The organism is Herbaspirillum lusitanum (assembly GCF_026127345.1).
In the GTDB taxonomy this organism is placed as follows: Bacteria; Pseudomonadota; Gammaproteobacteria; order Burkholderiales; family Burkholderiaceae_D; genus Herbaspirillum; species Herbaspirillum lusitanum.
Map to the genome: position 1 here is coordinate 157364 of NZ_QXFG01000014.1, position 15206 is coordinate 172569.

14 protein-coding genes are annotated in these 15206 nt (G+C 60.7%); 12 read left to right on the forward strand and 2 right to left on the reverse strand.

Translation table 11 applies throughout. The annotated features are described in order from the left end of the window. Window positions 1-136 precede the first annotated feature (136 nt). Both DXT88_RS20215 and DXT88_RS20220 read left to right on the forward strand, forming a co-directional pair. Window positions 137-1120, forward strand: a complete 984-nt coding sequence (locus DXT88_RS20215; RefSeq protein WP_265215775.1) for a sulfonate ABC transporter substrate-binding protein — start codon at window positions 137-139, stop codon at window positions 1118-1120. A 9-nt stretch (window positions 1121-1129) separates the two neighbouring features. Next, window positions 1130-2434, forward strand: a complete 1305-nt coding sequence (locus DXT88_RS20220; RefSeq protein ID WP_265215776.1) for an LLM class flavin-dependent oxidoreductase — start codon at window positions 1130-1132, stop codon at window positions 2432-2434. 84 nt (window positions 2435-2518) lie between these two features. Here DXT88_RS20220 and DXT88_RS20225 read toward each other — a convergent pair whose 3' ends face one another. Together DXT88_RS20225 and DXT88_RS20230 are read right to left on the reverse strand one after the other, a co-directional pair. Then, window positions 2519-5191, reverse strand: a complete 2673-nt coding sequence (locus DXT88_RS20225; RefSeq protein WP_265215777.1) for a DbpA RNA binding domain-containing protein — start codon at window positions 5189-5191, stop codon at window positions 2519-2521. Between the two features lie 235 nt (window positions 5192-5426). After that, a complete protein-coding gene (locus DXT88_RS20230; protein WP_016836530.1) occupies window positions 5427-5681 on the reverse strand; it encodes a DUF1488 family protein in 255 nt (84 codons plus the stop codon). A 475-nt stretch (window positions 5682-6156) separates the two neighbouring features. Here DXT88_RS20230 and infA point away from each other — a divergent pair, with 475 nt between their 5' ends. From infA to urtD, 10 genes are all read left to right on the forward strand, one after another. Further along, window positions 6157-6420 (forward strand): translation initiation factor IF-1, encoded by a 264-nt coding sequence (gene infA, locus DXT88_RS20235; RefSeq protein ID WP_007881321.1) that lies wholly within the window; start codon window positions 6157-6159, stop codon window positions 6418-6420. A 25-nt stretch (window positions 6421-6445) separates the two neighbouring features. Then, window positions 6446-6757 (forward strand): hypothetical protein, encoded by a 312-nt coding sequence (locus DXT88_RS20240; protein ID WP_083831047.1) that lies wholly within the window; start codon window positions 6446-6448, stop codon window positions 6755-6757. Window positions 6758-6980: 223 nt separating this feature from the next. After that, the gene (locus tag DXT88_RS20245; RefSeq protein WP_016836527.1) at window positions 6981-7193 is read left to right on the forward strand and encodes a cold-shock protein; all 213 of its coding nucleotides are present in this window, start codon (window positions 6981-6983) and stop codon (window positions 7191-7193) included. A gap of 193 nt (window positions 7194-7386) precedes the next feature. Further along, window positions 7387-7626: a hypothetical protein gene (locus DXT88_RS20250; RefSeq protein ID WP_265215778.1), complete on the forward strand. Its 240-nt coding sequence runs from the start codon at window positions 7387-7389 to the stop codon at window positions 7624-7626. Window positions 7627-7764: 138 nt separating this feature from the next. Then, window positions 7765-8634 (forward strand): 4-hydroxy-tetrahydrodipicolinate synthase, encoded by an 870-nt coding sequence (gene dapA, locus DXT88_RS20255; RefSeq protein WP_265215779.1) that lies wholly within the window; start codon window positions 7765-7767, stop codon window positions 8632-8634. A gap of 187 nt (window positions 8635-8821) precedes the next feature. Beyond that, window positions 8822-9670, forward strand: coding sequence for a ferritin-like domain-containing protein (locus DXT88_RS20260; RefSeq protein WP_265215821.1), 849 nt, complete (start codon window positions 8822-8824; stop codon window positions 9668-9670). Between the two features lie 491 nt (window positions 9671-10161). Then, window positions 10162-11415: an urea ABC transporter substrate-binding protein gene (gene urtA, locus DXT88_RS20265; RefSeq protein ID WP_265215780.1), complete on the forward strand. Its 1254-nt coding sequence runs from the start codon at window positions 10162-10164 to the stop codon at window positions 11413-11415. Between the two features lie 202 nt (window positions 11416-11617). Next, on the forward strand, window positions 11618-13234 hold the full coding sequence (gene urtB, locus DXT88_RS20270) for an urea ABC transporter permease subunit UrtB (protein WP_265215781.1): 1617 nt from the start codon (window positions 11618-11620) through the stop codon (window positions 13232-13234). Beyond that, on the forward strand, window positions 13231-14355 hold the full coding sequence (gene urtC, locus DXT88_RS20275) for an urea ABC transporter permease subunit UrtC (protein ID WP_029364008.1): 1125 nt from the start codon (window positions 13231-13233) through the stop codon (window positions 14353-14355). Before urtB ends, urtC begins: the two co-directional genes overlap by 4 nt. Further along, complete coding sequence (gene urtD, locus DXT88_RS20280; protein ID WP_265215782.1) at window positions 14352-15206, forward strand: urea ABC transporter ATP-binding protein UrtD; 855 nt, start codon at window positions 14352-14354, stop codon at window positions 15204-15206. The genes urtC and urtD overlap by 4 nt, the downstream gene beginning before the upstream one ends.

The following is a 15206-nucleotide window of genomic DNA, read 5'->3' on the forward strand; positions in this document are numbered from 1 at the left end:
CGACGTTTCTGATGTTTCTGCCGCTGCAGCCGCACCGATATATTCAGAAATCGCGTAAGCATCATCGAAAGCATTCGTTCTGCTAAAACGTCGCTTTGTTTAGTCTTGGTCCCTTGATAATTTTCCGGGGCAGGACATGACAACAAGATCGAATACATCCACAACATCGAACAAACGCCGTCTGGTATTGCAAGGCGCCGCGGCGGCCGCATTGGTCGGCGCGGCCGGCTGGAGCAACGCCGCCGAAGAGCGCACGCTGCGCATCGGCTACCAGAAGTTCAACACGCTCAATATCCTCAAGGGCACAGGCAACCTGGAAAAGGCGCTGGCGCCGCTGGGCTGGAAGGTGAAGTGGTTCGAGTTCGCGGCGGGGCCGCAACTGACCGAGGCGCTCAACGCCGACGCCATCGACTTCGGCCACGCGGCCGACACGCCGTCGGTGTTCGCCAACGCCTCGGGCGTCAACGCGGTGTATCTCGCCGCCGAGCAACCATATCCGAAGGGCATCGGCATCTTCGTCGCGCAGGATTCGCCGATCCGCTCGATCAAGGAACTGAAGGGCAAGAAGGTCGCGCTGGGGCGCGGCTGGAACGTGCAATACCTGCTGGTGCGCGCGCTCGAAGAAGTTGGTCTGAGCTATAACGACATCGTGCCGGTGTATCTGTCCAACGCCGCCGACGTGCGTGCGACTTTCCAGTCGGGCAACGTCGACGCGGCCGGCTTGTGGGATCCGTTCCTGGCCGGTCAGGAAATCTCGACGCGTCCGCGCATCCTGCGCGACGGTACCGGCTTGTCGAACAACCGCACCTTCCACCTGGCCACGCCGAAGTTCGCAGACCAGAACAAGAACATCATCCGCATCCTGTTCGCCGAGCTGAAAAAGACCAACAACTGGACTCAGGCCCACCCGCAGGAAACCGCCGACCTGCTGGCGCCGCAGCTGGGCGTCGATCCCAAGGTGCTGCGCCTGGCGACCGAGCGCCGCGACTACACCACGGTGCCGATCAACGCCGGCATCATCCAGGAGCAACAGCAAATCGTCGAAGCCTTCTACAAGCTCGGCCTGATCAAGAATCAGGTGCAGGTCAAGGACAAGGTTTACGGCGAAGCCTTGTTGTAAGCGCCTGCGATGACCATACATCTCGCGGCCTTCCTGATCGCCGGCAATGCGGCCCACAGCCAGGTTCTGTGGCGCCATCCGCGCAGCACGCCGGGCGGATTCCTGACGCTGGATTACTACAAGCGCATTGCGCAGACGCTGGAACGCGGCAAGTTCGACCTGCTGTTCTTCGCCGACCGGCTGGCGGTGTCGACGCGCTTCGGCGGCAGCCATCGCTATGGCGTGGCGCATGGCGACCAGGATGCGACACGCATGGATCCGCTGCCGGTGCTGGGTGCGATCGCGGCGGTGACGTCGCGCATCGGACTCGGCGCCACACGCTCGACTACCTACTCGCAACCGTACAGCCTGGCGCGCGAATTTTCCACGCTCGATCATTTGTCGGCGGGACGCGCGGCGTGGAACGTGGTGACCTCGGTGAACCAGGGCGAGGCCGACAACTTCGGCCTGCGTGAAACCCTGGGCCATGACGAGCGCTACGACCGTGCCGATGAATTTCTCGAGGTCACGCACAAGTTATGGAACAGCTGGGATGCGCAAGCGCTGCTGCTGGAAGCCGGCAGCGGACGCTACGCCGATCCCGATCATGTCCATGCGATCGATCATCGCGGTACGCATTTCAACGTGCGCGGCCCGCTCAACATCCCGGCCTCGCCGCAGGGCGGTCCGGTCATCATCCAGGCCGGCTCGTCGCATCGCGGCCAGGATTTTGCGGCGCGCTGGGCGGAAGTGGTGTTCGGCATCCAGCCCGACCTTGCACGCATGCAGCGCTTCTACCAGGACCTGAAAAGCCGCACTGAAAAATTCAGCCGCAAGCCTGCCGACATCAAGGTGCTGACCGCGCTCATGCCCTTCGTCGGCAAGAGTAAAGCCGAGGCGGAAGACAAACGCACGCGGCACAATGCGATGGTCGATCCCATCGTCGGCCTGTCGACCTTGTCGAGCCACATGAACGTGGATTTTTCGGCGCATGCGCTGGACGCGCCGATCGACGACATCCAGGTGGCCGGCATGCAGGGCCTGTTCGGACTGGTGAAGGAATTGTCGAGCGAAGGCCGCCTCACGCTGGCCGATATCGGCAGGCTGTACGCCAGCGGCGTACTGGTGCCGCAAGTGGCGGGCACCGCTGCAGACATTGCCGACTGGATGGAACACATCGTCGCGCAGCAAGGGGCGGACGGCTTCGTGATCACGCCGGCGCACCTGCCGGAAGGCTTCGACGACTTCGTCGATCTGGTGGTGCCGGAGCTGCAACGGCGCGGACAATTCCGGCTGGATTACGAGGGCGATACCTTGCGCAGTTATCTGCGCTGAGGACAAGGAAGGCACAAATGAAAACGGCGCGAATCACTTCGCGCCGTTTTCATTTCATTGTGCCAATTGCTGCAACTGTGCAACTTACTCCGGCTTGCCGCCCTTGCGATGCGGCTTGGCCTGGCCTGACACACGTGTATCCGGGCCACGACCTTCTCGCTTGTCCGAACGCTTGTCGCCAGGACGACCGGCACGCGCGCTGCTGTTGACCTTGGGCGGCGTGGCGTTCTTCGCCGGGGTCTTGTCGTGATGCTCGGTGCCGGTGCCGATGATGCTGATGTTCATCTTGCGCCCGGCGATCTCGACCACTTTCAACTGATGCAGCAGCGGCTTGGGCATGCCGGCCGGCAGGTCCAATGTGCTGTGATCATCGTGGATGTCGATACGGCCAATGTGCTTGGCCTCGAGTCCGGCTTCGGTGGCGATGGCGTTGACGATGCTCGCTGCCGTCGCCGCGTGGGCGCGACCGATCTCGATGCGGAAGGTCTGCATCTGGAACTCGGGCTTGCCTTTTTCCTTGCCCTTGGTCTTGCGCGGTTCTTCCACGGGTGCAGAAGCCGGAGCGGACTCGGCACGTTCATGGCGGTCGCCACGGTCGCTGCGCTCGGGACGATCCGCACGCGGGCCGCGTTCGGCGCGCAGCATCGGCGGACGTTCGTCGGTGACGCTGATCTTGAGTTGCTGGCCGGCGACCCAGACTTTCTTCAGATGCTGCAGCAAGTCGTCAGGCATGTCGCCCGGCAGGTCGAGCACGCTGTGGTCGTCAAAGATTTCGATGCGGCCGATGTGCTTGGCGTCCATGCCGGCTTCGTTGGCGATGGCGCCGACGATGTTGCCGGGCTTGACGCCGTGTTCATGACCGACTTCGATGCGATAAGTCTGTGTCGTGTGCGCGGCGAAATCTGCCTTGGTCGGACGCGCGCGTTCAACGTGCTCAGTACGCTCAGTACGCTCAGTGCGCTCGGTACGTTCCGGACGTTCCTTGCGCTCGCTTCGTTCCGCACGCGGTGCAGCGCCTGCGACGCCGCCGTCGCGGCTGATCTGCAATTGCTGGCCGGCCACGCGCACCGATTTCAGATGATCGATCAGGTCCGGCGGCATGTCGTCCGGCAGATCGAGGACGCTGTAGTCATCATAGATTTCGATGCGGCCGATGTGCTTGGAATCCATGCCGGCTTCGTTGGCGATGGCGCCGACGATGTTGCCCGGTTTGACGCCGTGCTGATGGCCGACTTCGATGCGGAAGGTTTGCATGCCGGGATCGGCGGCGCGGACGATGCGCTCCTTGGAGGCGTAGCTTGGACGCTCGCCACGATCATTGCGATCATTGCGATCACCGCGCTCGGGACGGTCGCCTCGTTCTGCCCGCGGTGAACGATCAGGGCGCTCGCGCGGTGCGCGGTCGTCGCTGCGCACGAACTCCGGCTCGCGCTGGTTCTTGTCGAGCAGCAGCGGCACGTCGCCGCGGGCCATCTTGGCCAGTGCGGCGGCGATGTCGACGGCGGTGACGTTTTCTTCGCGCTCGTAGTCTTCGATCAGCGAGCGGAAGACGTCGAGTTCGCCGGCGGCCAGCGTTTCGCCGATCAGTTCCTTGAAGCGCGCCACGCGCACGTCGTTGACGGCCTGCACGCTTGGCAGGTTCATTTGCGTGATCGGTTGGCGGGTCGAACGCTCGATGCTCTTGAGCAGGTTCTTTTCGCGCGGAGTGATGAACAGGATCGCTTCGCCGCTACGGCCGGCGCGGCCGGTGCGGCCGATGCGGTGGGTGTAGCTTTCCGGGTCGTAAGGCACGTCGTAGTTGATGACGTGGCTGATGCGCTCGACGTCGAGTCCGCGTGCAGCGACGTCGGTGGCGATCAGGATGTCGATCTGGCCGTCCTTCAGTTGCTGGATGGTGCGTTCGCGCTGCTGCTGCTGGATGTCGCCGTTGATGGCGGCGGCGGCAAACCCTCTCGCCTTCAGCTTGCCCGCGAGTTCTTCGGTGCCGAGCTTGGTGCGCGAGAAAATGATCAGGCCGTCGAACGGTTCGACTTCCAGGATGCGCGTCAACGCGTCGAGCTTGTGCATGCCGCTGACCAGCCAGTAGCGCTGACGGATGTTTTCGGCGGTGCCGGTTTTGGCGGCGATGGTGACTTCGGCCGGATCGCGCAGGTAAGTCTGGGCGATGCGCTTGATCGCGGACGGCATGGTGGCCGAGAACAGCGTGGTCTGGCGCGTGGCCGGGGTCTTTTGCAGGATCGATTCGACGTCGTCGATGAAACCCATGCGCAGCATTTCATCGGCTTCGTCGAGCACCATGGTCTTCAGTTGCGACAGGTCGAGCGAGCCCTTGTCCAGATGGTCGATCACGCGCCCGGGCGTGCCGACCACGACGTGTACGCCGCGTCGCAAGGCGCTCAGCTGCGGGCCGTAGCTCTGGCCGCCGTAAATCGGCAAGACGTGGAAACCGGGGATGTGCGTGGCGTAGCGCTGGAAGGCTTCAGCCACCTGGATCGCCAGTTCGCGCGTCGGCGCCAGCACCAGCGCTTGCGGCACGGTCTGGCGGATATCGATGCGCGACAGGATCGGCAGCGCAAATGCGGCGGTCTTGCCGGTGCCGGTCTGGGCTTGGCCCAGGACATCGCGGTTGCTGAGCAGGATAGGGATGGTCGCGGCCTGGATCGGCGACGGCGATTCGTAACCGAGCTCTTTCAGGACGCGCAACAGCGGTTCACTGAGATTGAGGTCGGAAAACAAGGGAAGGGGGGCTTCGGACATGAGGACTCACTGGTTCTTTTTTGGGACCGCAGGGCGCGGCCGCATGGGATGCAGTTTACCCGCTTGTGACGCGCTCAGCGATGTTAAGTTGCAGCCGCGCGTGTGCCGGCGGCCGAAATGGGCGCTTTCTTGACCGGTGACAAGTGGAGATGTTGCCTGAGAGACAAACAATGCCCGACGACAAGAAACACGAGATCAGGCGAAAAGCGGATGAAAAAGCCGGCCGGGAGGGATTTTACGGGAAAGTATTCGGTGTCAGTTGCAGCGGCGAGCCTTGCACGCCGGCATGCACCAGGCGGCGCGCGACACCGGTAATGTTGGCTTCCAGTTCACGGAAGGTGCGCATCGGGCCGATCGCATTGAACATTTGCGAGGCCAGTTTGATCAGCGCTTCGTTGGAGATGAAGCACTCGCGATTGACGAACTCCACGCATACAGAAAAAATCACGCCGGCGTTGGTCAATTTCACTTCGGTAACAGACTGCGACATGGCTTTTCCTTTAATCGGATAATCGACCTATAGTGCGCGTAAGTCCCGCGAATAGCAACCAAAATCGGCGATCGCCCGGCGCTGGCGCGGCTTCCGGAAGGATTGGCCGGGTTCACTGCAGACAATGTATAATAGAGGCTCGTTGGGCGGTTTCGCCCTTTTTCGGACCGGCCTGCAACATCATCTTCAAAGCGTGCCAGTCTCCACTCTTTCCGGCCGCGCCAGCCTTTCGTTTCACTTGTTTTCCGGCACGCGGCCCGTCCTGTAGCAGTCCTGCCGCCGGCGACATTGTGCATCCGGCGCCAAGTTTCTCCGCATGTCTGCACGTGCACGCGGTGCTGCTCCCGGGACGGAAAGCACAACCGCACTGGTCCGCTCAAGCGGTAACCGGCCCCTTTTTTCTGCGATCTTCGGCGGATGTTGTTGCAGCTTCTTGCAAGCTGCCGCCTGCCGGTCGCCTTATTTGGAAACCACCATGGCTAAAGAAGAACTACTTGAAATGAACGGCCTCGTCGAAGAAGTCCTGCCCGATTCGCGCTTCCGCGTGAACCTGGAAAACGGCCATCGACTGATCGCCTACACCTCCGGCAAAATGCGCCAGAATCATATCCGCATCCTGGCCGGCGACAAAGTCACACTGGAACTGTCTCCCTACGACCTGAGCAAAGGCCGCATCACTTTCCGTCATCTGGAAAAGCGCGGACCGGTCGGCGGCGGACAGCAACGTCGTCGCTACTGATATCTCGATCCGTAACGAGATTCCAATGCCTACCGCGACACCTCTGGAGCGCAGTAATGGCGCTGCGGCGATTTCCGCCAAGGCAGTCGCGTTGGCCGCTGCGCTGGAAGTCGAGCTGGTCGAATGCGTCTGGGATATCGGCGCCGACCTCACGCATGAACATGCGCACCGGCTCGACCTGATCACGGCGGCGAAATCCGTGCGCGTGTATTTTCCGGATCTGGAATTGACCTCGTCCGGAAATGCGTCACGCGCCAAGCGCACTGAAGAACGCCTGCAGCGCGCGATCGTTCAGTTGCAGCAGCGCACGCCGGCGCCAACCTACGGTTATCGCTGAACGCATACGGGCATATCGCGAATTAAATCTCGATATGTTTAGGTAATCTTCAGGTTTACCTGTATATTTAAATTTGCACTTACATCAAGTCGTCGTTATTGTTGGTCTCTTCTCTTGAGCTCGCTTGCGAGCCTCCTCTGTCGGACTCTCTTCGGTTACATCTTTCTTGGTCTCGGGTGCGCTTCGGGCGTTGTCCCTCATTTTTTTTCAAGGAAGTAATAACATGTCTACAAGTCAAACAGGTACGGTCAAGTGGTTCAACGATGCAAAGGGCTTCGGCTTCATCACGCCTGATCAAGGCGGCGACGATCTGTTCGCGCATTTCCAGGACATCCAATCGAACGGTTTCAAGAGCCTGGCCGAAAACCAGCGCGTCTCGTTCGAGCGCGGCACTGGTCCTAAGGGCGAAAAAGCCACCAATATCAAAGCGATCTAATCGCATGATGTAACGCGAAGACCAAGGTCTTCGCGACATCCAAGTCCGGGATTCACAAACTGACGGCACCATGCAGATAGCATGGGTCGTTGATGGAAAAATTCCCGGCACCGCAGTTTCTGCGGAATAACAAAGCTCGCTACGGCGGGCTTTGTTGCATTCAGGGCCGACATGTTTCAGCTATCATCGCCGCATGGGCGCGGGCAATGGCTACGCGACCTCCGCACCAGCTTCCTTGAGGAATGAGAGCGCGCCTGAAACCATTTTCCGGAATGCTGCTAGAATCAACTCATCGTTTTATTATTTGCATTCATCCTTCATGTTCATCGCCGCCCTGTCCTGCCTGTTGTCGCTCAGCCTGTATGTCCTGGCTGCGCAGACGCATGCGCGCGCAGCCGCAGCCGGTAAACAAAAGAAACAGTCGCTCATCTGACCGGGGCGCGCTGTCCTGTCAGGTGGGCTGACAGGATGGCCAACGCAGACCGGACACGTTCCCCTCGCTAGTTCTCCTTGCACCTGCCGACAGACATTCAACGGTCTGTAACGCAGTACATTTTCATGGAGAGCAGCAATGCGTTCTTTCGACGGTATCTGGATTCCCCTGGTCACGCCCTTCCACGACGGCAAGATCGATTTCCCCGCTTTGCAGGCGCTGGCGCGCAGCATGTTCGACGCCGGCGTGTCCGGCCTGGTCGCCTGCGGTTCGACCGCTGAGGCGGCCGCACTCGACGACGGTGAACAACTGACAGTGCTCGACGCCGTCCTCGATGCGGTGCCGGGCTGTCCGGTGGCGATGGGACTGGCCGGTAATCGTCCGGTTGCGATGCTTGAAAAGATGCAACAAATCCAGCAGCGCCCGATCGCGGGATTGCTGGTTCCGGCGCCGTATTACGTCCGCCCCTCGCAGGAAGGCTTGCGTGCGTTTTTCCTGGCGATGGCCGATGCTGCCGAGGTGCCGGTGATCGTCTACAACATCCCGTACCGCAGCGGTATCAACATCGACGCCGCCACCATTCTCGCGCTCGCCGACCATGAGCGCATCGCCGCCGTCAAGGATTGCGGCGGCAGCGCGGCGGCCACCATGGACCTGATCGCGCATGGCGGTTTGCAAATTCTGACGGGAGAAGACGAACAGATTTTCACCACGCTATGTCTCGGCGGCAGTGGCGCAATCACGGCAGCGGCGCACATCCGTCCCGACTTGTTCGTGCGCGTGGCGCAGCTGGTGCGCGCGCAACGCCTGGCCGAAGCACGCGAGCAATTCTATGAATTGCTGCCGCTGATCCGTCTGCTGTTCGCCGAGCCGAATCCCGCCATGATCAAGACGGCGTTGGCGATGATGGGCATGCTGCGCGACGAATTGCGCGCGCCGATGCTGTCCAGCTCGCCGGCGCTGCACGAGCGCTTGCGCCGCGAGCTGTCGCGGCTCGGTTGCCTGTAGGCGCCCGGCCAAGGCAAGCCCGCCACGGCGGGCCGCTGGCGATGCCCTGCTTGACATACGGACAACATCGCTGCTGAACGCGGCGCATTGTTCATTGTTACAAATCGCCAACATGAGGCAGCGAACCAAGTTTTGAAGGTCCCGTCATATCTCTATCGCACTGTGTCGAGGAGGTCATGTGGCAAACCTGGAATCGCATCAAGCACAACCAGCCCAACAACAAGCGCACCAACCGCGCTGGCGCATCGCCGATCTGGATTTCTCGCGCATCGATCTGCAACGCGTGCGTCACGATGAAAACACTTTCTATCTGGTGACCTGCGCCTCGTTCGTCGAAAGCGGCTCCGATCTGTATACCCACAACCTGGTCGACTTCTTCCATGACAATGAAAAAGTCGCGGCCTGGCTGCGCGAACAATGGGAAGTGGAAGAGTTGCAACACGGGGCGGCCTTGCGCGCTTACGTCGAGCACGTCTGGCCCGAATTCGACTGGCAACAAGCCTACGACAGCTTCCTCGCCGAGTACGCGGACTACTGCAAGGTCGAGCTGCTGGAGCCGACCAAGGCGCTGGAGATGGCCGCGCGCTGCGTGGTCGAGACCGGCACTGCGACCTATTACCGCGCATTGTCGCGCAGCGTGCAGGAGCCGGTGCTGCAGGAGCTGGCGGCGCGCATCTCCAACGATGAGGTCAATCACTACAAGCATTTCTATCAATACTTCCGCCAGTACCGCCGGCGCGAAGGCATCGGCCGCTCGCGCGTGCTCGGCACACTGAGTCGCCGCACGCTGGAAATGCGCAACGAAGACGCCGACTGCGCCATTCGCCATGCGCTCAAATTCCGCGATCCGGCACGCGCCGGCGACGTCGCTTATTTAAGAGAACTGAGCGCGCGCATGAATGCCACCGTGCGCACCAATTTGACGCCGGACATGGCCTTGAAGATGCTCATGCGCCCGCTGGAGCTGCCTCCCAAGGTGCAAACCTGGGTGCAATATCCTATCCGCCAACTGATGCACTACGTGTTTTTGCGCTAAAAACAAACACAAACCCTGCAATTTGCTCCGTTCTGGGGCGATTCTTCGTTTACCGCACCGCCACCATTTTTAGCATCACTAAAATGGTGCGATAGTGCGCGAGGGCTTCTGCAAAGCCGGAAAAATCACAAGAGATTGATCGGAACTCACTTCGTCAATAGGCGTGAGTGCGAGCTTGTCCTGTTTGGGATGAGATGCAAGGCGCGAATCGAGGTCAAGACTGGGCGTCTTGACCTCGATTCGCAACGCAGCAGATCGCCCAAACAGGCCGCTCCCTTCGGTTCTTCCCAGAGAGGGCGCTGGCCGCGTTGCACTCCTTGCGCGTAGCACCGCTACGCGACGCGTCGCGCGCCTTGCCAGCGCCCTCTCTGGGAAGAACGCATCTCACGCCTATTGACGAAGTGAGTTCCACTGTCATTGGCACGCATTCTGCTAAAGCAGGAAGGCAGTCAACAAACTCTCATTGATTCTTCTAACTGTAGGAGCACTTCATGTCACGTCGTACTATCCTAAAAGCAACAGCACTCGGCGCGTTCGCACTTGCAGCTTCTTCCTGGCTCCCTGCCGCATTCGCTGCGGACACCATCAAAGTCGGCATCCTGCATTCGTTGTCAGGCACCATGGCCATCTCCGAAACATCGCTCAAAGATGTGGCGCTGATGACGATTGATGAAATCAACGCCAATGGCGGCGTCAATGGCAAGAAACTTGAGCCCGTGATCGTTGACCCTGCATCCAACTGGCCTCTGTTCGCTGAAAAAGCGCGCCAGCTGATTTCGCAAGACAAGGTTTCCGTTGTGTTCGGCTGCTGGACTTCGGTCTCGCGCAAATCGGTGCTGCCGGTTTTCAAAGAATTGAACAGCCTGCTGTTCTACCCGGTCCAGTACGAAGGCGAAGAGTTGGAAAAGAATGTCTTCTACACCGGCGCAGCGCCTAACCAGCAAGCCATTCCTGCCACCGAATACCTGATGTCGAAAGAAGGCGGCGGCGCCAAGCGTTTCGTCCTGCTGGGCACCGACTACGTGTATCCACGCACCACCAACAAGATTCTGCGCGCCTTCCTGCACAGCAAGGGCGTGAAGGATTCCGACATCGACGAAGTCTACACGCCGTTCGGTCACTCCGATTACCAGACCATCGTCGCCAACATCAAGAAGTTCGCAGCCGGCGGCAAGACTGCAGTGATCTCGACCATCAACGGCGACTCCAACGTGCCGTTCTACAAGGAACTCGGCAATGCCGGCCTGAAGGCGACCGACGTGCCTGTCGTGGCGTTCTCGGTGGGTGAAGAAGAACTGCGCGGCGTCGACGCAAAACCGCTGGTCGGCCACCTGGCTGCCTGGAACTACTTCGAATCCGTGAAGAACCCGGTCAACACCGCCTTCATCAAGAAGTGGAAAGCCTACGCCAAGGCCAAGGGTCTGCCGAACGCCGACACCGTCGTGACCAACGATCCGATGGAAGCGACTTACGTCGGTATCTACATGTGGAAGCAAGCGGTTGAAAAAGCCAAGACCACCGACACCGACAAGGTGATCGCAGCGATGGGCGGCCAGACCTTCAAGGCGCCGTCCGGCTACACGCTGGAAATGGACAAGACCAACCATCACCTGCACAAACCAGTGATGATCGGCGAAATCAAGGCCGACGGTCAGTTCAACGTGGTCAACAAGACCAAGACCACCATCCGTGCGCAACCATGGAGCCCGTACATTCCGGGCAACGAGAGCAAGCAAAAGATGTAATGCAGGCGCTTGCCAAGTTTGGTTAGTTGAGCAGTTCCCGCCGCATGTTCCATGCAGCGGTTTGCAAGACCTTGCACCGGGCGTCCGACATCCCGCCCGGTGCAATCCATGCCGCATCCCTCATTGGAATGCATGCATGAATCTCAGATAAGCGTCGTGAGACCGACTTTCTTTCCGTCTTGCCTTGCCACCGAAAAGAACCATGAGACTTCTCCCCAAGATAATTGCGTCCGCCTTGCTGACAGGCTGGCTGTGCACCCAGGCGATCAGCGCGCATGCCGCGATCGATCCGGCGCTGCTCAAGCCGCTGGCCGGCGACGACCCTGACGCGCGCATCGCCGCCGTCACGCAGATTGCTGCGCTGGCCAATGCCGACGCGCAAAAGATCCTCAACGCCATCAACAGCGATGCGCTGTACGCCACGCCTGCCGGCGACGTGCTGATCATTGAAGACAGCGACGCCTTCAATCCTGCCACCGACAAGACTGGCCCGGCGCCTGACGACGCCGAAGGCATTACCGTCAACAACCGCCTGCGCGGCGTGGTCGAAGGCGCGCTATCGGGACTCAAACTGTTTTCGCCGGACCGCGCCGCGCGCCTGACCGCCGCGACCGAATTGCTGAAGACCGCCGACGCCGCACAAACCCCATTGATCAGCAAAGCGCTGGCGGCGGAAAAAGATCCGCAAATCCAGGAAGTGCTGAAGCAGGTCGTCGCCACCGCCAACCTGCATGCACCCGATGCAGCCACGCGCAAGGCCGCCGTCAAGGCCCTCGCAGAGACCACCAACGCCAGCCTGAAACCGGTGCTGGAACAAATGCTGGCCAAGAATCCCGACGGCAGCTACGTCGAACCCGATGAAGGCGTGCGCATTGAAGCCGTGCGCACCGTGTCGGCACTGGATCGCCATCTGACCATCACCGAGTTCGTCGGCAAACTGTTCTACGGCGTCTCACTGGGCAGCGTGTTGTTGCTGGCCGCGCTCGGGCTGGCGATCACCTTCGGCCTGATGGGCATCATCAACATGGCGCACGGCGAACTGCTGATGATCGGGGCGTACACGACTTATGTCTGCCAGCTGGTGTTCCGCAAATTCTTCCCCGGCGCAATCGACGCCTACATCGTGGTCGCGTTGCCGGCCGCCTTCATCGTCGCCGCTGCGGTGGGGATTGCACTGGAACGTCTTGTGATCCGCTGGCTCTACGGCCGTCCGCTGGAAACCTTGCTGTGCACCTGGGGTATCAGCCTGATGCTGATGCAGGCCGTGCGCTCCATCTTCGGCGCGCAGAACGTCGAGGTCGCCAACCCGAGCTGGATGTCGGGCGGCATCACGGTGCTGGGTTCGCTGGTGCTGTCGTACAACCGTATCGTGATCATCTTCTTCGCGCTGTTCGTGGTGTTCGCGGTGTGGCTGATCCTGAACAAGACGCGCCTCGGCCTGTTCGTGCGCGCCGTCACGCAAAACCGCCGCATGGCCGATTGCGTCGGCGTCTCGACCGGCAAGATCGACATGATGACCTTCGGCCTCGGCTGCGGCATCGCCGGTCTCGGCGGCGTCGCGCTGTCGCAGCTCGGCAACGTCGGCCCCGACCTCGGCCAGGGCTACATCGTCGACTCCTTCATGGTGGTGGTGCTGGGCGGCGTCGGCCAACTGGCGGGCACCGTGATCGCCGCGTTCGGCCTGGGCGAAGTGAACAAGTTCCTGGAACCGGTCGCCGGCGCCGTGCTGGCCAAGATCGCCATCCTCGTATTCATCATCGTGTTTATCCAAAAGCGCCCGCAAGGCCTGTTTGCACTGAAAGGCAGGAGCGTGGAATGAGTACCCTCAATCTCCCATTGAAACCTTCGCTGTTTTCGCGTCCGGCCTGGATAGCGATCGTGGTCTTCACCGTGATCCTCGGGCTGTTGCCGATCCTCAATCTGATCTTGCCGGCCGGCCATCCGCTGTCCATCTCCAGCTACACCATCGCGCTGATCGGCAAGTTCATGTGCTACGCGATGGCGGCGCTGGCGCTGGATCTGGTGTGGGGTTACACCGGCATCCTGTCGCTCGGCCACGGCGTGTTCTTCGCACTGGGCGGCTATGCGCACGGCATGTACCTGATGCGCGCCATCGGCCACGACGGCGTGTATCAGAGCGACCTGCCGGACTTCATGGTGTTCCTCAACTGGAAGGCCTATCCGTGGTACTGGTGGATGACCGAGCACTTCTGGTTCGCCATGCTGCTGGTGGTGCTGGTGCCAGGCGTGCTGGCCTTCGTGTTCGGTTACTTCGCCTTCCGTTCGCGCATCAAGGGCGTGTACTTCTCGATCATCACGCAAGCGATGACCTTCGCCTTCATGCTGCTGTTCTTCCGCAACGACACCGGCTTCGGCGGCAACAACGGCTTCACCGACTTCAAGCGCATCCTCGGCTACACCATCACGGCGCCGTCGACCAAGGCGGTGCTGTATCTGGTGACGCTGGCCTTCCTGCTCGGTTCGCTGCTGCTGTGCCGCGCCATCGTGACCTCGAAACTGGGCCGCGTGCTGCAGGGCGTACGCGACTCCGAATCGCGGCTGATGTTCATCGGCTACAACCCGCTGTGGTTCAAGCTGTTCGTGTGGACCTTGTCGGCGGTGCTGTGCGGCATTGCCGGCGCTCTTTATGTGCCGCAGGTCGGCATCATCAATCCGTCGGAAATGTCGCCGGCCAACTCGATTGAAATGGTGATCTGGGCCGCCGTCGGCGGACGTGGTTCGCTGCTCGGCCCCATCATCGGCGCGTTCACCGTCAATGGCCTGAAGAGCTGGTTCACTGCCGCCTTCCCGGATTTGTGGCTGTATGCGCTGGGTCTGATCTTCATCCTGGTGACGCTGTTCCTGCCGCAAGGTATCCTGGGGCTGATCAAGAAACTCAAGAAGCAAGATCCGCAAGACCGCATCAAGGAGGCCGCATGAGCGAAATGTATAACCGCGCAGCGCCGCAAGACAGCGTCGACAACAACGAGCACGCCGACCACGGCACCTCGTATGCGCGCATCAAACCGGAGGGCGTCGACACCACGCACGGCGCCATTCTTTATCTGGAAAACATCACTGTCTCGTTCGACGGCTTCAAGGCGATCAACAACCTGAACCTCGACATCTCGGTCGGTGAACTGCGTTGCATCATCGGTCCCAACGGCGCCGGCAAGACCACCATGATGGACGTCATCACCGGCAAGACGCGACCCACGGCGGGCACGGCTTTCTTCGGCCAGAGCATCGACCTGACCAAGATGACCGAATACGAAATCGCCCATGCCGGCATCGGCCGCAAGTTCCAGCGACCGACAGTGTTCGAGCAGCATTCGGTTTTTGAGAATCTGGAAATGGCGATGAAGATGGACAAGCGCGTGAAGACGACCTTGTTCGCGCGCCTGAACTCGGAACAGATCGGCAAGATCGAAGAGATCCTCAAGCTGATCCGCTTGAACGGCCAGGAAAACCGCGTCGCCGGCCTGCTCTCGCATGGCCAGAAGCAGTGGCTGGAGATCGGCATGCTGCTGATGCAGGAACCGCAATTGCTGCTGCTGGACGAACCGGTGGCCGGCATGTCCGACGCCGAAACCGTGCGCACCGCCGAGCTGCTCAACGAGCTGCGCGGCAAGCATTCGATCATGGTGGTGGAGCACGACATGGGTTTCGTTGAAGAGATTTCGCAAGGCGGCAAGGTGACCGTGCTGCACGAAGGCGCGGTGCTGGCGGAAGGCACGATGCAGCAGGTGCAATCGGACGATCGCGTGATTGAAGTGTATCTGGGCCGATAA